Source organism: Marcopretia estuarina LEGE 06307 (genome assembly GCF_056633115.1).
On sequence record NZ_JBSJOY010000003.1, the window covers coordinates 188,833 to 210,984 of the forward strand.

Annotated in this window: 17 protein-coding genes; 9 read left to right on the top strand and 8 right to left on the bottom strand. The window is 67.1% G+C overall.

All coding sequences use genetic code 11. The features are described from left to right. Positions 1–93 precede the first annotated feature (93 nt). Both gyrA and crtL read left to right on the top strand, forming a co-directional pair. Positions 94–2,781: a DNA gyrase subunit A gene (gyrA, locus tag ACWJI3_RS08550; RefSeq protein ID WP_094510261.1), complete on the top strand. Its 2,688-nt coding sequence runs from the start codon at positions 94–96 to the stop codon at positions 2,779–2,781. Next, positions 2,778–4,007 (top strand): lycopene beta cyclase, encoded by a 1,230-nt coding sequence (gene crtL / locus ACWJI3_RS08555; protein WP_480203586.1) that lies wholly within the window; start codon positions 2,778–2,780, stop codon positions 4,005–4,007. The genes gyrA and crtL overlap by 4 nt, the downstream gene beginning before the upstream one ends. 52 nt (positions 4,008–4,059) lie before the next feature. On the opposite strand, the gene ACWJI3_RS08560 is transcribed toward crtL, so the two are convergent. Further along, on the bottom strand, positions 4,060–4,506 hold the full coding sequence (locus tag ACWJI3_RS08560; RefSeq protein ID WP_094510259.1) for a universal stress protein: 447 nt from the start codon (positions 4,504–4,506) through the stop codon (positions 4,060–4,062). Between the two features lie 172 nt (positions 4,507–4,678). Next, positions 4,679–6,250 (bottom strand): 1,4-alpha-glucan branching protein domain-containing protein, encoded by a 1,572-nt coding sequence (locus tag ACWJI3_RS08565; RefSeq protein WP_255100048.1) that lies wholly within the window; start codon positions 6,248–6,250, stop codon positions 4,679–4,681. 159 nt (positions 6,251–6,409) lie between these two features. Here ACWJI3_RS08565 and ACWJI3_RS08570 point away from each other — a divergent pair, with 159 nt between their 5' ends. From ACWJI3_RS08570 to ACWJI3_RS08585, 4 genes are all read left to right on the top strand, one after another. Continuing rightward, positions 6,410–7,045, top strand: a complete 636-nt coding sequence (locus ACWJI3_RS08570; protein ID WP_094510257.1) for a LabA-like NYN domain-containing protein — start codon at positions 6,410–6,412, stop codon at positions 7,043–7,045. 40 nt (positions 7,046–7,085) lie between these two features. Further along, a complete protein-coding gene (locus tag ACWJI3_RS08575; protein WP_094510256.1) occupies positions 7,086–8,708 on the top strand; it encodes a 2-isopropylmalate synthase in 1,623 nt (540 codons plus the stop codon). Then, positions 8,705–9,559 carry a carbohydrate ABC transporter permease gene (locus ACWJI3_RS08580; protein WP_255099833.1) on the top strand — a complete coding sequence of 285 codons (855 nt, stop codon included), beginning with the start codon at positions 8,705–8,707 and terminating at the stop codon, positions 9,557–9,559. The genes ACWJI3_RS08575 and ACWJI3_RS08580 overlap by 4 nt, the downstream gene beginning before the upstream one ends. A 149-nt stretch (positions 9,560–9,708) precedes the next feature. Next, the gene (locus ACWJI3_RS08585) at positions 9,709–10,716 is read left to right on the top strand and encodes a sodium-dependent bicarbonate transport family permease (protein WP_480203452.1); all 1,008 of its coding nucleotides are present in this window, start codon (positions 9,709–9,711) and stop codon (positions 10,714–10,716) included. Positions 10,717–10,802: 86 nt separating this feature from the next. Here ACWJI3_RS08585 and ACWJI3_RS08590 read toward each other — a convergent pair whose 3' ends face one another. Continuing rightward, complete coding sequence (locus tag ACWJI3_RS08590) at positions 10,803–11,150, bottom strand: DUF6464 family protein (RefSeq protein ID WP_094510254.1); 348 nt, start codon at positions 11,148–11,150, stop codon at positions 10,803–10,805. Between the two features lie 5 nt (positions 11,151–11,155). Beyond that, positions 11,156–11,911: a TerC family protein gene (locus ACWJI3_RS08595; protein ID WP_094510253.1), complete on the bottom strand. Its 756-nt coding sequence runs from the start codon at positions 11,909–11,911 to the stop codon at positions 11,156–11,158. A gap of 59 nt (positions 11,912–11,970) precedes the next feature. Here ACWJI3_RS08595 and ACWJI3_RS08600 point away from each other — a divergent pair, with 59 nt between their 5' ends. Next, complete coding sequence (locus tag ACWJI3_RS08600; protein ID WP_094510252.1) at positions 11,971–12,849, top strand: hypothetical protein; 879 nt, start codon at positions 11,971–11,973, stop codon at positions 12,847–12,849. A gap of 418 nt (positions 12,850–13,267) precedes the next feature. Here ACWJI3_RS08600 and ACWJI3_RS08605 read toward each other — a convergent pair whose 3' ends face one another. After that, complete coding sequence (locus ACWJI3_RS08605) at positions 13,268–14,056, bottom strand: hypothetical protein (RefSeq protein ID WP_094510251.1); 789 nt, start codon at positions 14,054–14,056, stop codon at positions 13,268–13,270. A gap of 140 nt (positions 14,057–14,196) precedes the next feature. On the opposite strand from ACWJI3_RS08605, the gene mfd reads away from it, so the two are divergent. Both mfd and ACWJI3_RS08615 read left to right on the top strand, forming a co-directional pair. Continuing rightward, entirely contained in the window at positions 14,197–17,790 is a 3,594-nt protein-coding gene (gene mfd / locus ACWJI3_RS08610) for a transcription-repair coupling factor (RefSeq protein ID WP_480203453.1), read from the top strand. Between the two features lie 100 nt (positions 17,791–17,890). After that, complete coding sequence (locus ACWJI3_RS08615; RefSeq protein WP_094510249.1) at positions 17,891–18,070, top strand: hypothetical protein; 180 nt, start codon at positions 17,891–17,893, stop codon at positions 18,068–18,070. A gap of 310 nt (positions 18,071–18,380) precedes the next feature. Here the strand turns inward: ACWJI3_RS08615 and ACWJI3_RS08620 are convergent, their stop codons facing one another. From ACWJI3_RS08620 to ACWJI3_RS08630, 3 genes are all read right to left on the bottom strand, one after another. Then, entirely contained in the window at positions 18,381–19,718 is a 1,338-nt protein-coding gene (locus ACWJI3_RS08620) for a S41 family peptidase (RefSeq protein ID WP_094510248.1), read from the bottom strand. A gap of 128 nt (positions 19,719–19,846) precedes the next feature. Next, complete coding sequence (ispG, locus tag ACWJI3_RS08625; protein WP_255140957.1) at positions 19,847–21,091, bottom strand: (E)-4-hydroxy-3-methylbut-2-enyl-diphosphate synthase; 1,245 nt, start codon at positions 21,089–21,091, stop codon at positions 19,847–19,849. 62 nt (positions 21,092–21,153) lie between these two features. Next, positions 21,154–21,969, bottom strand: a complete 816-nt coding sequence (locus tag ACWJI3_RS08630; RefSeq protein ID WP_480203454.1) for a uracil-DNA glycosylase — start codon at positions 21,967–21,969, stop codon at positions 21,154–21,156. Positions 21,970–22,152: the final 183 nt, after the last annotated feature.

Consider the following 22,152-nt stretch of genomic DNA (forward strand, 5'->3'; position numbering starts at 1 on the left):
TGGCCGGATCAGGGCTGAGGAGGGCGTCGGGAACCGGAACCGAACAAGGCGGCTGGGCCTCGATTAAAGTGGCTCACGGATAAGTGGTGAGAGATGGCGGACCCAACAGGACCCGGCGAGTCCGACGGGCGGATCATCCAAACCGACCTGCGAAACGAAATGTCGCGCTCCTATCTGGAGTATGCGATGAGCGTGATCGTGGGCCGGGCGTTGCCCGATGCCCGCGATGGCCTCAAGCCGGTGCATCGACGCATTCTCTATGCGATGTACGAACTCGGCCTCACCAGCGACAGGCCTTACCGGAAATGCGCCCGTGTGGTGGGCGAAGTGCTCGGCAAATACCACCCCCACGGCGACACCGCCGTGTACGACGCCCTGGTGCGCATGGCCCAGGACTTCTCCATGCGCATGCCCCTGATTGATGGGCACGGCAACTTCGGTTCGGTCGACAACGACCCACCGGCGGCCATGCGGTACACGGAATCGCGGCTGCAGGCCCTTACCACTGACAGCCTGCTGGAGGACATCGAGGCGGAAACGGTCGATTTCATCGACAACTTCGATGGATCACAGCAGGAACCCACCGTGATGCCGGCGCGGGTTCCTCATCTGCTGCTCAATGGGTCCTCAGGGATCGCGGTGGGCATGGCCACCAACATTCCGCCCCACAACCTCACGGAATTGATCGATGGGCTGCTGGCCCTGATCGACAATCCCGAGGTGGACGATCGCTCGCTGATGGCGATCATTCCCGGCCCGGATTTCCCCACCGGCGGCCAGATTCTCGGCCGCAGCGGAATCCGTGAAACCTATCTCACGGGCCGAGGATCGATCACCATGCGCGGTGTCGCGGCGATCGAAACACTTGAAGTCCCCGGTCGGCCAGATCGGGATGCGGTGATCATCACTGAGCTTCCTTATCAAACCAACAAGGCGGCGATGATCGAGCGCATCGCCGAGATGGTGAACGACAAGAAGCTCGAAGGAATCTCCGACATCCGCGATGAAAGCGATCGCGATGGCATGCGCATCGTGATCGAACTGCGGCGTGATGCCTATCCGCAGGTGGTGTTGAACAACCTGTTCAAGCTCACGCCGCTGCAGTGCAATTTCTCCGCTCACATGCTGGCGCTGGTGAATGGGGAGCCGATCCTGCTCACCCTGCGGCGGATGCTGCAGGTGTTCCTCGATTTCCGCATCGAAACGATCGAGCGGCGCACCCGTTATCTGCTGCGCAAGGCCGAAGAGCGCGACCACATCCTGCTGGGCCTGCTGCTGGCGCTCGAGCAGCTCGATCCGATCATCGCCCTGATCCGCGCCGCCGCCGACACCGCCACAGCACGGCAACAGCTGCAGGAGCGCCACGGCCTCAGCGAGATCCAGGCGGACGCCATCCTGCAGATGCAGCTGCGCCGGCTCACCGCGCTGGAAGCCGACAAGATCCGGCTCGAGCACGAGGATCTGGTGGCCAAGATCACCGACTACAAGGACATCCTTGGCCGGCGTGAACGGGTGCTGGGCCTGATCCGGGAGGAGATCGGCAAGATCCGCGCCCGCTACGACTCCCCCCGTCGCACCGAGATCCTCGATCTCGAAGGCGGCCTCGAGGACATCGACCTGATCGCCAATGAGCGCTCGGTGGTGTTACTCACCGAGAACGGCTACCTCAAGCGCATGCCGGTGAGCGAATTCGAGGCCACCAGCCGCGGCACCCGTGGCAAGGCCGGCACCCGCAGCCAGGGAGAAGAAGCGGTGCGGCTGTTCATCAGTTGCAACGACCATGACACCCTGCTGCTGTTCAGCGACCGGGGCGTGGTGTATGCCGTGCCCGCCTATCGCATCCCGGTGGGCAGCCGCGCTGCCAAGGGAACCCCCGTGGTGCAGTTGCTGCCGATTCCACGGGAAGAGCAGATCACCACGCTGCTCGCGGTCAGCGCCTTCGAAGACAACGTGCAGCTGCTGATGCTCACCAGCGGCGGCTATATCAAGCGCACCCGTCTTTCGGCCTTCGCCAACATCCGCTCCAATGGCTTGATCGCGATCGGGCTGGAGGAAGGCGACGCCCTGCGCTGGGTGCGTCTGGCCCTGCCGGGCGACAGCGTGCTGATCGGCTCGCTCAGGGGCATGACGATCCACTTCCGCCTCACCGACGGGGAACTGCGTCCGCTGGGCCGCACCGCCCGCGGCGTGCGGGCGATGGCACTGCGCGCCGGCGACGAACTGGTGAGCATGGATGTGCTGCCGGCCGAGCTGGCCGACCGCATCGCCAGCAGCAGCGCGGAGGAGGACGGCGACGAAGCCGATGGGGATGCCGACGCTGAAGTGGCGGTGAGCGAAGGACCCTGGGTGCTGGTGGCCTCCGCCAGCGGCCTTGGCAAGCGGGTCCCGGTGAACCAGTTCCGCCTGCAGCGGCGCGCCGGTCTGGGGCTGCGCGCGATCAAGTTCCGTCGCGATGGTGATGTACTCGTGGGCCTCAAGGTGCTCGGCTCCGGCGAAGAGCTGATGCTGGTCAGCGAAAAGGGGGTGATCGTGCGGATGCCCTCCGACGCCATTCCGCAGCAGTCACGGGCCGCCACGGGGGTGAAGCTGCAGCGGCTCGATGCCGGCGACCGGCTCACGGAAGTGGTGCTGGTGCCGCCTGCCGCCGAAGACGACGGCAGCGAAACGCTGGAGCCTGTCAGCGACACCCTGGCCCTCACCGCCGAAAGCGTGGCGCCTACCGGCGAACCCATGGAACGCACCGATGAAGCCGCGGAACTGACCGGCGAGGAAGACAGCTGAGCGCCGACGTCCTGCTGATCGGCTCCGGCCCGGCCGCTCTGGCCATCGGCGCCGAACTGTGCCGCCAGGGGCTGGAGGTGGAGGCCCTGGCCGCCACCGATCCGCTCAGCCCCTGGCAGAACACCTATGGCATCTGGGGCCGGGAACTCGATGCCCTCGGCCTCGGCGATCTGCTCGGGCATCGCTGGTCGGATTGCGTGGCCGATTTCGGGGCGGGCCCCCTGGCCCTGCATCACGACTACGGCCTCTTCGATCGCCAGCGGCTGCAGCGGCACTGGCTCGAGGCCTGCGCCGGACAACTCCGCTGGCATCGCGGCCAGGCGACGGCCATCCGCCATGAGTCCCACAGCTCGGTGGTCACCACCGCCGAGGGCACCAGCCTGACGGCCCGGCTGGTGGTGGATGCCAGTGGCCATGCGCCGGTGTTCGTCCGCCGCGCCGAGCGCGGCCCGGTCGCCCAGCAGGCCGCCTTCGGCCTCGTGGGCCGCTTCTCCGCCGCCCCTGTGGTGGAAGGGCAGTTCGTGCTGATGGATTACCGCAACGATCACCTCAAGGCACAGGAGCGGCTGGAGCCGCCCACCTTCCTCTACGCGATGGACCTGGGGCAGGGGGAGTTCTTCGTGGAGGAAACCTCCCTCGCCCTCGCCCCGCCGCTCTCGTTCGACCTGCTGGAGCGGCGTCTGCACCAACGGCTGGCCCACCGGGGCATCCGGGTGGAGCAGGTGCGGGAAACGGAGCGTTGCCTGTTCCCGATGACTCTGCCGCTGCCGGATCTGACCCAGCAGGTGGTGGGTTTCGGTGGGGCCGCCAGCATGGTGCACCCCGCCTCGGGCTACATGGTGGGGGGGCTGCTGCGCCGCGCCCCCGGCCTGGCGGCTGCGATTGCCGCCGGCCTGGCCAACCACACCACCTCCTCACGCGAAGTGGCGCAGCAGGCCTGGCAGACGCTCTGGTCTGCCGAGCTGGTGCGCAAGCAGGCGATCTACCGTTTCGGGCTCGAAAAGCTGATGCGCTTCTCGCACGCGGAGCTCTGCCACTTCTTCGACACCTTCTTCCATCTGCCCCAGCCGCAGTGGACCGGTTTTCTGGCCAACACCCTCACCGTGCCGCAGCTGGTGCAGGCGATGCTTGGCCTGTTCGGGCAGGCCCCCAGCGATGTTCGGCTCGGCCTGATGCTGCCGCAGGGCAAGGAGCTCGCCCTGGCCTGGCGGGCGCTGGCGGGCTGAAACTGCTGGGCTGACACTCCCGAGCCGAGACTTTGGGCTGACCCTGACGGGATCAGCGGAACACCAGCACTGGCTGCTTGGCCTGGGCGAGCACGCGCTGCGTCTGACTGCCGATCAGCAGCCCGGTGAGGCCGCGCCGCCCATGCGAGGCCATGAAGATCAGGTCACAGCCGTGGCGGTCCGCCGCCGCCAGGATCGCCTCCGACGGCGAGTCGTTGACCACGCTTTCGCTCGCCGCCTCCACGCCTTCCTCTGCGGCGAGGCTCATCACCTCCGCCAGGGCCCGCTGGGAAGCCTCCCTGCCCACGTCCTCGATTTCCTGCAGGGTGCTGGGCTGGATCCATTCACCGGCGCCGTAGGTGAGCCCAAGCGGCGCATTGGCCCGCACGTTGAGGACGGTGAGGCGGGCTCCGGCCTCACGGGCGAAACGGCAGGCGGCAGCAGCGGCGGCCAGCGAAAGCCGGGAGCCGTCGGTGGGAACGAGCAGATGCTGAAACATGGCCAAACTCCACGCAGAGCGGAACGGCTCCGCTCTGATTCGAGCACGGGTTGTGGGCCCTGGTCAGTGGGCTGCGGGCTGTGCGTTCTGGCCTCTGAGCTGCGAGCGCTAGCCCTCGGGCGGCGGTGAGGGGTGTCGGCTGTGTTCTGCGAGCCTCGGGCCGTTGGCCGGGCTAACGCGGCGGCCGTGTGGCCCAGTCGGCGGCGTTGATGAGCGGGAACAGCGGATCTTCCCGTTCCACCGCCGCCAGCCAGCCACCGGGGGGATCGTTGCCGCTGTCGATCGCCGCCAGCAGGCGCCAGAAGCGATCCAGGTGCGTGCGGATCCGCTCCTTCGCCAGTTCGGTGGTGGTGCCGGCCCTGAGAATGAAGCTCCAGTCGGAGGACTGGGCCAGCAGCAGCTCACGGCCCGCCTGGTTGAGGCGCTGGAGCTGGGAGGCACTGCCCACCCCCCGGTTCACCCGCTCCACCATGGCCGCCGAGGCCCGGTTCCACTCGGGCACCACCCAGGCATTGCTTTCGTTGAGCCAGTAGTGGTGGTACCCCCCCTGGCCCCAGCTGGAGGGGGAGGGGCGGCAGATCTGCAGCCCGTCTCCGCGGCGCAGCACATCGCGCAGGGTGGTGAAACCGATGCCGAGGGCAGGCGCCTGCAGGAAAAGCTGGGCCAGGAAGCGGGGCCCCTCGTACCACCAGTGGCCGAACAGCTCCGCATCGAACGGCGCCACCAGCAGCGGTGGCCGGTCCATGGCGCTGCTCAGATGGTCAAGCTCCCCGGCGCGCCCGCGCAGATAGGTGGCGGCGTGCTCATCGGCCCGCTGCTCGGCCGGCCCCGGCAGGTAGGGCAGCTTCCGCTCCAGTGGCGTGCCCCTGGCGGACACCCGGTGCAGCTTGAGACCGAGCGGCCGGGGGGTCTCGATTCCCACCGCGGTGAGGGCCTCGCTGGAGAGATCCCAGCCCAGATCCCGGTGGAATTCCCGGTAGGCGCCATCGCCTGGGTATCCCTCCGAGGCCGACCACACCGGCAGGGTGGAGGCCCCATCACGGGCGAAGAAGGCCACCCCGGCGGGCGAACAGATCGGGGCATACACGCCATAGCGCGGACGGGGCAGGGCGTGCAGCAGCCCATGGGCATCGAGCACCGCGTAGCGCAGACCGCAGGCCACCAGCTGCTGATCGAGCCCTTCGAAGTAGGCGCACTCCGGCAGCCAGATCCCCTGCGGGCGTGCGCCCAGCAGCCGCTCATGTTCCCGGATGGCGGTTAGCAGCTGGGCTCGCACCGCCTCGGGGGTGGCCCGCAGCAGCGGTAGGTAGCCGTGGGTGGCGGCACAGGTGAGCAGGTCGACCACCCCCAGCTGCCAGAGCCGCTGGAAACGAGCCAGCAGATCACCGCCGCAGGCCTGCCACTGCTGGCGGGTGTGGGTGAGCTGGGCCTCCAGAGCCTCGGCCGCCTCCAGATGCGGGGGCAGCGCCAATGGCAACAACGCCAGGCGTTGATCAAGCCAGGCGGGGAAACGGGCCTGCAGGTCAGGCGCGCTCAGCAGCGACAGAAGCGTGGGGGAAAGGCCGAGGGTGAGACGGGGCGCCTGGGCGGGATCCTCAGAGGCAGCTTCGAGCAACTCGAGCAGCGGCAGGTAGCTCTCCAGCAGTGCCTGGAAGAACCAGTCTTCCTCCAGCGAGCCGGGCTGGCTGCTGCGGACGTATGGGAGATGGGCATGGAGGACCAGGGCCAGTTCGCCTGTGGCCATTGCCATTCCAGCCGTTCACGGGAGTGTACGGGGACGGTTCCACCACGACGCCCTCCGCCACGAGCTTCGCCATGAAAATGGTCAGCGGCGCGGTCGGGGTCGGCGGGGGCACAGCTGGCAGAGGGCGGTCTCTACAGTTTTTGTTTAACGAAACGAGTGATGCGTCGCTGTCTGGCAGTTGACGGGCACGGCATGTTCTACGCCCAGCAGAAGCTCGGCTGGTTCTTCGATCCACGCCGCCTGCTGGAGCTGGCCGCGGAAGGCGTCACGGATCTTGGCAGCGCCTTCTGGTACACGGGGCTGAAGGATCCCACTGACCAACGCCCCTTCCGGGACGCACTCACCAGCCTGGGCTTCACCGTGCGAACCAAACCGCTGCGGGAGTTCGGCACCGACCCCGACCAGCGGCAGTTCGCGCGCGCCAACCTTGATGTGGAGATCTGCCTCGACCTGATGGCCGTGGCCCACCGCACCGATGAGCTGTGGCTGATGAGCGGAAGCCGCGACCTTGAACGGCTGGTGGAGATGCTCCGCGCCCAAGGCCTGAAGATCACCTTGATCAACGCCGATGGCATGGTGCCGCGCGAGCTGCGCAATGCGGTGGATCGCTTCATCGACCTGGGCAAGCTCAAGCCCCAGCTCGAGAAGATGGAAGCCGTCCAGGCACCGGTGTTCCAGCGCAGCATCCCGGAGGCTTCTCCGCGATCGGAACCGGTGCGCCACCAGGTGATCCGCCCGGACGCTGCCTCCCTTGAGCCCTCACCTCGGGAAGTGGTGATCGGACCCTCGGTCTAGGATCCCCCCTAACACGTACTCACTTCGACCTGCAGCGGCCATGGCCAAGGATCCCGGCCGGGTTCTGATTTTTGACACCACCCTGCGGGATGGTGAGCAATCGCCGGGGGCCAGCCTCAACCTCGAGGAAAAGGTGGCCATCGCCCAGCAGCTGGCGCGCCTACGGGTCGACATCATCGAAGCGGGCTTCCCCTTCGCCAGCACGGGCGATTTCAACGCCGTGCACCGCATCGCCGAAACCGTCGGCACCGCCGACGGCCCGGTGATCTGCGGGCTTGCCCGGGCCACGCGCGGCGACATCAAGGCCTGCGCGGATGCGGTGGCGCCGGCGGCGCGACGGCGCATCCACACCTTCATCGCCACCAGCGACATCCACCTGGAGCACAAGCTGCGCAAGAGCCGGCCCGAGGTCGTGGACATCGCCGCCGAGATGGTGGCCTATGCCCGCTCCCTGGTGGAGGACGTGGAGTTCTCCTGCGAAGACGCCGGCCGCAGCGACCCGGAGTTCCTCTACGAAGTGATCGAAGCCGCCATCGCCGCCGGGGCCACCACGATCAACATCCCCGACACCGTGGGCTATGCCACTCCGGCGGAATTCGGTGCCCTGATCGCCGGCATTGATCGCCACGTTCCCAACATCGCTCAGGCGGTGATCTCTGTGCACGGCCACAACGACCTGGGGCTGGCCGTGGCCAATTTCCTTGAGGCGGTCAAGAACGGCGCCCGCCAGCTCGAATGCACGATCAACGGCATCGGTGAACGGGCCGGCAATGCTTCACTCGAGGAATTGGTGATGGCGCTGCATGTGCGCCGCGCCTACTTCAACCCCTTCCTCGGCCACGACCCCGCCAGCACCGAGCCGCTCACCGGCGTGCGCACCGAGGAGATCGCCAAGACCTCCCGGCTGGTGTCCAACCTCACCGGCATGGCGGTGCAACCCAACAAGGCGATCGTGGGGGCCAACGCCTTCGCGCACGAATCCGGCATCCACCAGGACGGTGTTCTCAAGAACCGCCTCACCTACGAAATCATCGACGCCCGCACGATCGGTCTGAGCAGCACCCGGCTGTCGCTCGGCAAACTGAGCGGCCGCAGTGCCTTCCGCGCCCGGCTGGAGGAGCTCGGCTACGGCCTCGAGCGCGAAGACCTCGACGACGCCTTCGCCCGCTTCAAGGAGCTGGCCGACCGCAAGCGCGAGATCACCGACCGGGATCTTGAGGCGATCGTCAGCGAGCAGGCCCAGCAGCCTGACGCCCAGTACACGCTGAAGCTGGTGCAGGTGAGCACCGGCACCAACCTGCAGCCCACCGCCACGGTCACCCTGGTGACGGCCGATGGCGCCGAGCTCACCGGCGCCGCCATCGGCACAGGCCCGGTGGACGCGGTCTGCCAGGCGCTCAATGCGCTGGCACGCGTGCCCAACGAGCTGGTGGAGTTCAGCGTCAAGTCGGTCACCGAGGGCATCGATGCGATGGGGGAGGTCACCATCCGGCTGCGCCACCAAGGGGTGCTCTATTCCGGCCACGCCGCCGACACCGACATCGTGGTGGCTGCCGCCCAGGCCTTCATCCACGCGCTCAACCGGCTGGTGCAGGGCACCGAACGGCTGCCTCTTCACCCCCAGCGCGCACCGCTGCCGGTGGCGGAACGCCCCCGCCTGTGAGCCGCTCTCCCCTCAGGCTGCAGCCCCAGCGGACCCCGTGGCTGCCTGCCCTGCAGCTGGGGCTGCTGCTGCTGGTGGCCCTGATGGTGCTGGTGCCCCTGCTGTGGCTGGTCAGCACGTCCTTGAAGGGTCCGGCCGAAGACATCTTCGCCTCGCCGCCATCGTTGTTTCCAGCGCAGCCCAGCCTGGCGGCCTATGGGCGCCTGTTCGCTGAACATCCGCTGGGCCTTTACCTGTTCAACAGCACGGTGGTGAGCCTGCTGGCAGTGGTGGGCAACCTGCTGTTCTGTTCCCTGGCGGCCTACCCGCTGGCGCGGATGCGCTTCGCCGGCCGTGGCCTGGTGCTGGCGCTGGTGGTGGCCACGATCCTGATTCCGTTCCAGGTGGTGATGATTCCTCTCTACCTGTTGATGGTGCAGCTGGGCCTGCGCAACACCCTGCTGGCCTTGATCATTCCCCAGGCCGCCACCGCCTTCGGCATCTTTCTGCTGCGGCAAAGCTTCATCGGAGTGCCCGTGGAGCTGGAAGAGGCCGCCCGCATCGACGGCTGCACGCCGCTGGGTGAATGGTGGAACGTGATGATTCCCGCGGCCCGGGCCGATCTTATCACCCTGGCGATGTTCGTGTTCATCGGCACCTGGAGTGATTTTCTCTGGCCCTTGATCATCCTCGATGATCCTAATCTCTATACACTGCCGCTCGGATTGCAGCAGCTTGCCAGCAGCTTCTCCCTCGACTGGCGGCTTGTGGCTGCGGGTTCAGTGGTGTCGATCCTGCCAGTTTTAGTTTTGTTCATTGCGCTTCAGCGTTATATCCTTCCTAGCTCCAGCGGCGATGGTGTGAAGGGTTGAATCCATCGCTCGCTTTTCCGGCACTTGCTGTCCCTTCGCTCACGATTACGGCGCTCACAATTCGATCCCCCACCATCCCCGGTCGCCAGGATCCCAGCGCCCAGACCTGTAGCCTGCCGGTGCGCCATTGATCGCTCACGGGAACCTCGATGCAGACCGGACTGATTCTGCAGAATCTGCTCTCTCCGCCGGTTCTTTTCTTCGCTCTTGGGGTGATTGCGGTGCTGGTGCGATCGGATCTGGAGATTCCCGCCCCCCTGCCCAAGCTCTTCTCGCTGTATCTGCTGCTGGCGATCGGCTTCAAAGGAGGGGTGGAGCTGCAACACAGCGGCCTGGGCGTGCAGGTGATCGCCACGATCGCCGCCGCTGTGGTGATGTCGGCCGTGGTGCCGCTCTACAGCTTCCTGGTGCTCAGGCGGCAGTTCGACGCCTCCAATGCGGCCGCTGTGGCCGCCACCTACGGCTCGATCAGTGCCGTCACCTTCATCACCGCCGAAACTTTTCTGGTGGTGTCTGACATCCCCCATGACGGCTTCATGGTGGCGGCCCTGGCGCTGATGGAATCACCGGCCATCATCGTGGGGTTGCTGTTGGTGAAACTCACCAGTCATCAACGCCACGCCGGCGGCATCGGCACGGGCGTGGCCTGGGGCAGCTTGCTGCATGAAGCCTTCCTGAACAGTTCGGTGCTGCTGTTGATCGGCAGTCTGGTGATCGGCCTGCTGGTGGCGGCCTTCAGCCCCTTGGGGGTGGAAACAATGGAGCCCTTCACCGGCAAGCTGTTTTACGGCGCCCTCAGCTTCTTTCTGCTCGACATGGGCATCGTGGCGGCACAGCGGCTCGGCGATCTGCGGCGTGCCGGCAGCTACCTGATCGCCTTCGCCGTGCTGATGCCGCTCTTCAATGCTGCGGTGGGCCTGCTGCTGTCCCGTTGGCTGGGCCTGCCACAGGGAAATGCGCTGCTGTTCATGGTGCTGTGCGCCAGCGCCTCCTACATCGCCGTTCCCGCTGCCATGCGGATGACCGTGCCGGAAGCAAACCCAAGCCTGTATATCTCCAGCGCCCTGGGTGTCACCTTCCCCTTCAACATCGTCGTGGGGATCCCGCTTTACATGGCAGTGGTGCAGCGCTTCATCCCACTCGCGGCGCTGCCGTGAGGAGGCTTGGGCTGGCGTTGCTGGCGTGAGGGCACTCAGGCGGCCTGGTTGCCGTGGACGAAGGGAGGCGGCGGCTATGGATGGCCTCAGACAGGCGCACGGTGCAGGCAGCGCTCGCAGGGGCCTTCAGGCAAGACGGCGCAGCGCAGCAGCGGGGAGCGGGCATTGAAGCGGCAGCTGGGGTCGCCGATCACCCAGTGGTTGTTCCACCAGGTGGCATCCGCCGGTTGCCGTTGTGGTTTGACCTGCAGCGCCACCTCGGTGAGCTCGTAGCGTCCGTTGCGCAGCTGGTAGCGGTGGTGGCGTTGCAGCACCAGAAACGAACGCTCACCCCGCTCGATCCAACGGCCCGGCTGGGGCACCTCGCCCAGGTGGGCCACCTCAAAGCGTTCCAGCAACCGCTCGGTGCCGGCCTGGCGCAGATCCACGTGCAGGGGCGTCAGGGGCTGACCTCCCCGGTCTGCTGCTCACTGCGCTGCGAAAAGCCCCAGACGAACAGGCAGGCCACCACGAGCAGCAGCGCCCATTCGGGGGGAACGATCTGGGGCAGGGCCAGGCGCAGCAGCAGGCGCACGCCCACCAGACCCACGGCCAGATAGCCGGCCCGCTCCAGATGCCGGTACTCCTCCAACCAGCGGATGAACAGACCGGCCGTGAGGCGCAGGGCCACCACACCGATCACGCCGCCGGTCATCACCAGCCAGAGCCGGTCGCTGACCGCCACCGCCGCCGCGACGCTATCGAGCGAGAAGGCCAGATCGGTGACCGCCAGCGTGGCCACCACGGAGCCCAGGGTCTGACCGTGGAGCCGCTGGACCGCCGGTTCCACGTGGCTGATAGCTGCAGCGCCTGCCGCTTCACCGCCGGCCTCGCTGGATCCGGCCAGGTTGGTGATGCACAGCCAGAGCAGGTAGACCGCCGCCAGCAACTGCAGCGGCCAGAAGACCAGCACCCAGCGGGCCGCCACGATCAGGGCCATCCGGAACACCAAGGCCAGCAGCAGGCCGAGGTTGAGGGCGCGGCGCTGGCGGGCCGGATCGTCGAGGTGACGCGCGATGGCGGCCAGGGCGATGGCGTTGTCCGCGGAGAGCACGGCCTCCATCGCCACCAGCAGGGGAAGCAGCAGCAGAATCTCCCCCCACTGGTCTGCCGATTGCAGCAGCGGTGTGAGTGACTCGATCGACTCCGCTTCCATAGGCAGTGGCGGCGCGCGAATCGGTCACTCTAGGAAAGCCAAACCAAGCCCGAGCCGGGATGCAGCTGCAGGCGGAACTGGTGCACGCCGAACCCGGACAGCGGGTGGTGAAGGTGAGCGCCTGGGACCAGGGCGCCCTGATCGGCAGCGCTCTGGGCGAGGCCGCCACGGCGGAACTGGCGGAAGACCGCGCCATCGAGCGCCTGCAGAGGCGATGGTCCCCAAGCGGCGCCGCTGCCCTCGCCAGGCCGGAGCCGGTGGGTGCGGCGAAAGCGCCACCCCAGAAGCCAGCCATCAGCGCGGTTGAGGCAGAGCAGCCGCTGTTGGCGCTGAGCCGTGGGGGTGTGCCGGCGCAGGCGGCAGTGATGCCTGTGGTTTCACACGCTCCGCTTCCAGCGCCACCCGCCCAGGCTCCTGTGCCCATGGAGGCGTCCCCGGCACCCGATCAGGCTTGCGCCTCGCCGGCCACACCAGCAGCGCCAGCCCATGCCTCTGCGGCGCCCACGCCCCAGGGCCTTTCCCCATCGGAGCCGGAGGTCACAGCCGATCCCGAAGACTGGAGCGATGAACTGGCGCAGGTAGAGCTGGAACTCAAGCGACTGGGATGGGGCCGGGAGGAGGAAGCGGCGTACCTGGCGCGGGCCTTCAACCATCCGAGCCGCAGCCGCCTGGTGCGCTACCTGGATCTGATGGGCTATCTGAATGCCCTGCAGCAACTGGCACCCGGCAGCAGGCCGGAGCAGGCCGCCACACCCCTGCGTCGCCGCGACCTGCTGGATCAGAGCGACCAGCTGCTCGGCCAGCTGCAGTGGGGAGCGGCAGAGGGGCGCCTCTTCCTGGAGCGGCATTTTCAGCTCAACAGCCGCCAGCAGCTCAATGATCAGCAGCTGCTGCAGTTCAACATGCTGCTGGAAGATCAACTGGCCACCAGAGCATGAACGCCTAACCCGGTCCGGCGATGGGCACGGGCACACCGCGGCCCCGCGGTGCTGCGGGCTCTGGATTCCAGAGATACAGCGAGCGGAGGCCGGCGCTGGAGATGACAAAGCGCTTGTCATGAGGCTTTCTCGACAGGCGGGTCGCCAGCGGGAGAGCTCTCCTGCGGATGGGCTCGGTTGCACGGGCTTCACCTTGAACACCGTTCCCGTGCCGGCCCCCTTGCCGGTCCTGGGCGCAGGCATCGCCTTCGGCTGGAGCCGGACCATCAGGCGGCGCCTCAGCTCCCGTTCCCGGCGATACTCCTTGCTTGGAAGGAGCCGGAGCGCCATTGCGGTGGGTGCCCCGCCGCAGTGCGGATCCCTTCCAACTGAATCCAGAGTCCGCTGCCCCAAGCTCAGTGGAACCGCTGCCGGCCGCTCAGCTGGGCCAGGCAGTTGACCAACCCACCGGTGGGCGGCATTCCTGGCTGATCAGGCCGGCCCCCTTCTCCAGCTGGTCCTGGTTGGCATAGGCCTCCTGCTCGAGCTGGCGCTCCAGGGGCGAGAGATTGGCGTAGATCGGGTCGTTGAGCTGCCCCTGGGCCTGGGGCCTGGCGGTAATGGAGAGCCCAAGCTGCTTGGGCGGGGCCGACACCCCCCCGCGGCGGCAGCTCTGCGCCACATGGATGGCCTCATGGTTCAGCACCAGAGCAAAGGTGGCGCTGCCCTGGTCCACCACCTCCGGCTTGATGCGGATTGTGCGGGCGGCAGGGTCCCACTCACCGGCGGCGCCGGCCTTGCGGGGCGGGCCCAGCACCACCCGTACCCCCACCCGCTGCAGCTGATCGAGCAGATCGCGGATCGCCTGTCGCTCGCGCTCGAAGCGCGGCGGATCGAGCATCAGCGCGCGGATCTGCTCGATCGAGAGCTTTGGGTCTCCCTCGCGGCGGCGGTAGCGGTAACGCACACCGCCGTCAGGCAGCACCTCGGCCTGCGGCTGCCAGTCGACATCGGCCTGCTCCAGCCGCGCCATCAGATCGCCGGCCATGAAGGCATCAACGGCCACATCGCCCGGCCGCAGGGGGGCCGGGGGCCGGGCGAACAGCGTGTCCGACACCTGAAACGGCAGCGCTTCCAGTGCGCCGAGGGTTTCGCCCCTGCGCTCGGGCGGCGCCACCGCCAGGCCCGCCAGCAGCAGACCAGCGGCCAACAGCGTCAGCGGCAGCACGGGAGCGCCCGATCCACGCGGGGGATGGTGCCGGCTCACTCCCAGAGATCAACGTGACCTTCATGATGGTCGATCTGCACCAGCAAAGCAGCGGCAGGAGTGCAACTGCCAGGATCGGGATCCCTGCGCCACACGACCCAATGCCCCTCACCGCCCTGGTGCGCCAGCTCGAGCAGGTGCCCCTCACCGGTGAGGTGCTGCAACGGATCGAGCGCCAAGAACGGCTGAGCCTGCGGGGCGCCTCCCGGGCCGGCCGTGCCCTGATCGCCAGTGCCCTGGCCCGGCAGCGGCAGACGCCTCTGCTGGTGATCGTGCCCACGCTGGAAGAGGCGGGCCGCTGGGCGGCGCTGCTGGAACTGATGGGCTGGCCCACGGCCCAGCTTTATCCCACCAGTGAGGGCTCGCCCTACGAACCCTTCGATCCCACCACCGAGATCACCTGGGGGCAACTGCAGGTACTCGCCGAGTTGGTGGATGCGGGAAGCGCCGACGGCAACAGCCACCCGTGGCAGGGGGCCGTGGTGGCCACCGAGCGGGCCCTGCAACCCCACCTGCCGCCGCCCGCGGCCCTGGCCGCCCGCTGCCTGTGCCTGCGCAAGGGCGACACGGTGGACCTGGAGCAGCTGGCCGACACCCTCAGCCGCCTCGGCTACGAGCGGGTGCCCACGATCGAGCAGGAGGGCAGCTGGAGCCGCCGCGGCGACATCGTCGACGTGTTTCCGGTGAGCGCCGAGCTGCCGGTGCGGCTGGAGTTCTTCGGCGAGGAGCTGGAGAAGCTCAAGGAATTCGACCCCGCCACCCAGCGTTCGCTCGATGCCACCGAGGCGGTGCGGCTCACCCCCAGTGGCTACGGCCCGCTGGTGGCGGATGCCCTGCGGGAAACGATGCCGGTGGGGCTCGAGGGGCTGTTGCAGCCGGAAGCGCTCGATCAGCTGCTGGAGGGCGGCACGCCCGAGGGGATGCGGCGGCTGATGGGTCTGGCCTGGGCGCGGCCCGCCTCCCTGCTCGATTACCTGCCCGCCAGGACGTTGATTGCGGTGGATGAGCGGCGCCATTGTCGCGCCCACGGCCAGCAGTGGTTCGATCACGCCGACAGCCACCACGGCGAGGTGCAGGCGGAGCTGGCGGCAGCCTGCGGCCAGCCGGTGCTACTGCCCGCCCTGCTGCACCGGCCGCCCGAGCAGGCCCTTGAGGATGTCGAAGCGTTCGCCGGTTTCGATCTGACTGAACTGGCGGAAACCGACCGCCACCCCAACGCCTTCGATCTCTCCAGCCGTCCGGTGCCGGCCCATCCGAACGCCTTCGGCCGCCTGGCGGCGCTGGTGAAGGGCTACCAACAGGAAAAGGCGAAGGTGTGGCTGCTTTCGGCCCAGCCGTCACGGGCGGTGGCGCTGCTGGAGGAGCACGACTGCATCGCCCGCTTCGTGCCCAACCCGCACGACTTCCCGGCGATCGAGCGGTTGGTGGAGCAGAACACACCTGTGGCGCTCAAGCTCAAGGGCACCGCCGAGCTGGAAGGGCTGCAACTGCCGGCCTGGAAGCTGGTGCTGCTCACCGACCGGGAGTTCTTCGGCCAGCACAGCCTGGCCGCCAGCGGCTATGTGCGGCGGCGCCGCAAGGCGGCCAGCCGCACGGTGGATCCGGGCAAGATGCAACCCGGCGATTTCGTGGTGCACCGCAATCACGGCATCGGCCGCTTCCTCAAGCTGGAGAAGCTGGCGATCAGCGGCGAAAGCCGCGATTACCTGGTGGTGCAGTACGCCGACGGCACCCTGCGGGTGGCCGCCGACCAGCTGGGCAGCCTGGGCCGCTACCGCGCCAGCACCGACACACCGCCGGAGCTCAACCGCATGGGGGGCGTGGCCTGGGCGCGGGCCAAGGAGAGAGCGCTCAAGGCGGTGCGCAAGGTGGCGCTCGACCTGGTGAAGCTGTACGCAGAGCGCCATCAGGCCCCCGGCATCGTGTTTCCGCCCGATGGCCCGTGGCAAAGCGAGCTGGAGGATTCCTTCCCTTATGAGCCCACGCCGGATCAGCTGAAGGCGATCGCGGAAGTGAAACGCGACATGGAGACCGCCAAGCCGATGGACCGGCTGGTGTGCGGCGATGTGGGCTTCGGCAAGACCGAGGTGGCGATCCGGGCGTTGTTCAAGGCGGTGACCGCCGGACGCCAGGCGGCGCTGCTGGCCCCCACCACGGTGCTGGCCCAGCAGCACTGGCGCACCTTGAGCGAACGCTTTGCGCCCTACCCGCTCAAGGTGGCGCTGCTCAATCGCTTCCGCACAACGCTGGAGCGCAAGGCGATTCAGGAAGGACTGGCCGCCGGCACGATCGACATCGTGGTGGGCACCCACCAGCTGCTGGGCAAGGGCACCAGCTTCAAGCAACTGGGGCTGCTGGTGGTGGATGAGGAGCAGCGCTTCGGTGTGAACCAGAAAGAGAAGATCAAGGCGCTGCGAAAAGACGTCGACGTGCTGACGCTTTCCGCCACGCCGATTCCACGCACGCTCTACATGAGCCTGTCGGGGGTGCGGGAGATGAGCCTGATCACCACGCCGCCACCGCTGCGCCGCCCGATCAAGACCCACCTGGCCGCCCGCGACGATGAGGCGGTGCGCAGCGCCATCCGCCAGGAACTGGATCGTGGCGGCCAGGTGTTCTACGTGGTGCCGCGGGTGGAGGGAATCGAGGAGGTGGCGGGCCAGTTGCGCGAGATGCTGCCGGGCCTGAAGTTGCTGGTGGCCCACGGCCAGATGGCCGAAGGGGAACTGGAGAGCGCGATGGTGGCCTTCAATGCCGGCGAAGCCGATGTGATGCTCTGCACCACGATCATCGAAAGCGGCCTGGATATCCCACGGGTGAACACGATTCTGGTGGAAGACGCCCACAGATTCGGCCTCGCCCAGCTGTATCAACTGCGCGGCCGGGTGGGCCGCAGCGGCATCCAGGCCCATGCCTGGTTGTTCTATCCCGGTGATGGCGCCCTCAGTGAGGCGGCACGGCAGCGGCTGCGGGCGATCCAGGAGTTCGCGCAACTGGGCAGCGGCTACCAGCTGGCGATGCGCGACATGGAGATCCGCGGCGTGGGCAACCTGCTGGGGGTGGAGCAGAGCGGCCAGCTCGAAGCGATCGGCTTCGACCTCTATATGGAGATGCTGCAGGAAAGCCTGGCGGAGATCCAGGGCCAGGACATCCCCGTGGTGGAAGACACCCAGATCGATCTGCCGATCACCGCCTTCATCCCCGCCGACTGGATCACCGAAGCGGACGAAAAGATGGCCGCCTACCGGGCTGCTGCCGGCTGCACCGCCAAGAGCGAACTGCTCCAGCTGGCTGCCGACTGGGTGGATCGCTACGGGGCCCTGCCGGCGCCGGTGCAGAGCCTGCTGCAGTTGATGGAACTCAAACTGCTGGCCAAACGCTGCGGCTTCTCACGCCTCAAGCCCGAAAAGCCCAACATCGTGCTGGAAACCCCGATGGAGGAGCCCGCCTTCCGGCTGCTGCGCCAGGGCCTGCCCCAGCACCTGCACGGCCGGTTGGTGTATCAGGGCGGCGCCGGCAGCACCGCAAAAGTGCTGGCCCGCGGCCTCAGCGTGCTCCCCGCCGAGAAGCAGCTCGACACCCTGATGGAGTGGCTCACCGCCATGGCCGGCCAGATCCCCGCCGCTGATGGCCTCACCGACGCCCAGCGCCAGGACCAAGCAGCCGCCAGGAATGCGGCGGTGTTGGTGGTTTGAGGGGGGGACGTGTTGCTTGGCCACCCCCCGACAAGCTTCCGATTCTCTTCACCCTCATCCCCGCAAAACTTCGTTACAGTTCCGGAAAGGTTTGGGCTAAATGGGCGAATTCGTTGCTTCCGGTGGGGTTTCGGCAGGGCTGCAGAGCGGTGTGGGCCTTGTTTCGGCCCTGATCAGCGTGATCGCTCTGGGCTTGTTCGCCCTGTTCCAGGACGAAAACCAGAACAACGACGATGACGACTCCAACCCCGGCGGCGGCCTCATGCAGCCGGTGGCCTGAAGCTCCGATCCACAGCGCTTACCGGCCTCAGAGAAAGCAAAAGCCCTGTTGCGGGAATCCCCGCAGCAGGGCTTTCTTCCATGGATTGATTGGTGCGCGCGAATGGCGCACACAAGTTGGTCTTCAGCCGTTGCGCCGCAAGACTTGCCCAATAAACGTTGCCACCTAAGACTTACCCATAAACCTTGCCAGTTAAGACTTTCCCTATAAACCTTGGCCTGTAAAAGGGGTGCGCAAAGGCCTGTCCGTGACATGTGCCCCGGAAACAGTGCCCCTTGGAAGGATGGCGCGCTCAGGGGATAACCCCTGATCAGTTAGTGGGTCCGAGAGCAGCCGGCAGGTTGGCACTTGAGGGGTTGTAGGGCTTGCCGGGTGCCTTGCCCACCGTGCGCAGTTGCTTCACCAAGGTGTTTTCAGCCACCCGGTACTGAGGATCGTTGCGGGTGCCGATCTCTTCGAGCTTGAGTGATCGGGCCTCCTGTTCGCTCAGCTTCACCGACACATCGGGTTTGATGCCGTGCTTGTGGATGTCGCGGCCGCTGGGGGTGAGGTATTTGGCGATGGTCACGGTCATGCCGGAGCCATCGGAGAGCCCCCGCACTGACTGCACCAATCCCTTGCCGAAGGTCTTCTGACCCACCAGCACCCCTCGCTTGTTGTCCTGCAGGGCACCGGAGAGGATTTCGCTGGCACTGGCGGAACCCTCATTCACCAGGATCACCAGAGGAGCCTTGGTGAGTGCCCGGCCGTTGGCGCGCCGCACGTCCTGGATGCCGTCGCGGGTTTTGGTGGACACGATGATGCCTTCATCGAGCCACTGGCGGGCGATCTCGATGCTCGCCACCAGCAGGCCACCGGGGTTGCTGCGGAGATCCAGCACGTACCCCTGCACCCCCTTGCTCTCCAGGTCGCGCAGAGCGGCGCGCATGTCCTTGGAGGCATTGGCGTTGAACTGCTTGAGGCGGATGTAGCCCACCTTGAAGCCATCAGGGGTGGTGTTCACCTGATGTTCCACCGCGTGCAGCTCGATGCGATCGCGGGTGAGCGGCATCTCGAGCACCTGATTCTTGCGCCGCACCTGCAGGGTCACCTTGGTGCCAGCCTGGCCGCGGATCAGCTTCACCGCGTCTTCCGTGCTCATCCCCTTGGTGCTCTTGCCGTCGATCGAGATGATCACGTCCTTCGGCATCACGCCGGCCCGCGAAGCTGGGGAGCCGTCAATCGGGGACACCACCACCAGTTCCTTGGTGTCCTTGTCGAGGCTCAGCTGGATGCCGACACCGGAGAGTTCCCCCGAGGTGTCGATCTGCATCTCCTTGAACTCCCGCGGATCCATGAAGCGGGTGTAGGGATCATCGAGGGTGCCGAGCATGCCCCGGATGGCCTCGTAGCTCTCTTTGGTATTGCCGTAGGTTTTGGCGAGGAGATCGCGGCGCAGCTTGCGCCACTGCTCCGGGGTGTATTTGCCGGTGGTGTCGAGATAATCGCGGAAGACGATCTGCCAGGCCTGATCCATCACCTCCTTGGGGCTGTCGGTGATCAGGGAGGCAGCACTGGGCGCCATCAGCCATTCGCCGCCCACCACGGCTGCGGCCGCACAGGCGCCGAGCCCAGCCAGGACGAGAATGCTGGTGCTACCCCTGGACATGCTCTCGGCCTCGTGAGCGTTTGTGCTGTGTTCAAACTAGCCCGTGCCAGGGGGCACAGGACAGGGTGGGTCAGGGATCCAGGGGCTTCCGAATGTGACTGGCAGCGTGGCGTCAGGCGGCCAAGGCCTCAGGGGTCGACCCAGCGGCCGTCTTCCTTGATCAGAGCGATCAGCGCTTCCACACCCTCCGCTTCCGGCACACGGCGGATCTCTTCGCGGCCGCGGTAGAGGGAGATGGTGCCGGGGGTTTTTCCCACGTAGCCGTAGTCGGCGTCGGCCATCTCGCCGGGACCGTTGACGATGCAGCCCATCACGGCGATGTCGAGGCCGGTGAGGTGGGCGGTGGCGTTGCGCACCACGTGCAGCACCTCCTCCAGGTTGAACAGGGTGCGGCCGCAGCTGGGGCAGGCCACGTACTCCACCATCGTCTTGCGCAGGCCCAGCGCCTGCAGGATCGAGTAGCAGACTGGGATCTCCTTCTCTGGGGCCTCGGTGAGGGACACCCTGATCGTGTCCCCCAGGCCCTCGGCCAGCAGGGTGGCGATGCCGGCCGTGCTCTTGATGCGGCCGTAGTCGCCGTCACCCGCCTCGGTGACGCCCAGATGCAGCGGGTAGTGGAAGCCTTCGGCGTCCATGCGGTCGGCCATCATCCGGTAGGCCGCCAGCATCACCGGCGCCCGCGAAGCCTTCATCGACACCACGATGTTGTGGAAGTCAAGGCGGTCGCAGATGTGGATGAACTCCATGGCGCTCTCCACCATCCCCAGCGGGGTGTCGCCGTAGGTGAACAACATCCGCTCCGCCAGGGAGCCGTGATTCACGCCGATGCGCAGGCCCTTGTCCTGCTCTTTCAGCAGGCTCACCAGCGGTTCAAGCGTGGCCTGGATGCGCTCACCGATCGCGGTCACCTCCTCCGGGGTGAACTCCGTGCGGTTGGGGTCGGGTTTGTCGAACACATACAACCCGGGGTTGATGCGCACCTTGTCGACGTGCTGGGCCACCTCAAGGGCGATCTTCATACCGTTGTGGTGCACGTCAGCCACCAGCGGCACGGGGCGGTAGCTGTCTTCGAGGCGCTTGCGGATCTCTCCCACCGCCTTGGCGTGGGCCAGGCTCGGCACCGTGAGCCGCACGATCTCGCAGCCGGATTCATGGAGGCGACGGATGCCGGCGGTGGCACCCGCGATGTCGAGGGTGTCCTCGTTGATCATCGACTGCACCACCACCGGGTGGTCGCTGCCCACCCACACATCGCCCACCCGCACGCTGCGGGTCTTGCGGCGGCGGATCACCGTGTCGTAGCGCGGGTTGCTGGCCCAGTCAGTGGGCAGACCTGCCGGGGCGGTCTGGGGACGGGCCACGGTGCCGGTCATCGGAGCTGGAAGCCGGGGAACTGGCCCCAACACTGCCACAGACAGGCGTACAAGCGGCGTGCTCAGTCGGCGGAGATGTCCGCTACCGGAGTGGTCGCGGGGGTCGCCCCAGCTGAGGCCCCGTCTGCATCCAGATAGGGAGAGCCTGCCTCCAGCTGATTGAGACGGCGGCGCACGTCCTGGAGGTCCTGCCAGGTGAGCCATTTGGGGGTGCCGCGCTCGCGCGATGGGTTGCGCAGCAGATAGGAAGGATGAAAGATCGGCAGGCACCACAGCCCCCGCCACTGCCGCCACTGGCCGCGCAGCTTGGTGATCCCCCCCTTCAGGCCCAGCACCCCCTCCATCGCCGTGGCACCGGCCAATACCAGCACCTTGGGCTGCACAAGCTCGATCTGCTTCAGCAGCCAGGGCAGGCAGGCGGCCATTTCCTCCGGCGTCGGCTTGCGGTTCTCGGGTGGACGGCACTTCACCACGTTGCAGATGTAGGCGTCCTGGCGGGTGTCGATCGCCACGCTGGCAAACATCTGATCGAGCAACTGGCCGGCGCGGCCCACGAAGGGCGAGCCGCTGGCATCTTCCTGGGCGCCGGGACCCTCGCCGATCACCATCAGCGAGGCGGCCGGATTGCCGCGGCTCACCACCACCTGCTGCCGTCCCAGGGCCAACCCGCAACGGCGGCAGGCTTCGCAGGCGCCGTGCAGAGCGGCCAGGGCCGCCGTTGGATCGGGGGGCTCAGCGGCTGCATGACGGGGGGCGCTGGCGATCACGGCCTCAACCAACGGCATCCCGCCGGACGCTTGCCCTCCGGCATCCACCGCCCTGCCGCCGAACAGGCTGGGTTGCACCACAACTCCGGGCAGGGGTTCGCTCGGTTCCATCCCCGCCTCACCCCAGCGTGAAAGGAATACTATGGAACGGATCCAGGGGCCGCTGATGACAACCTGCGCGGGGACGAAGCCAAGCGGCCACTGCGTCAGGCAGGATGTCTAATCCCCTTATCGAAGGCATTCCAACGCTGGAGTGCCCCGGCGCCCATGTCGCGGCCGATCGCACCGCCTCCG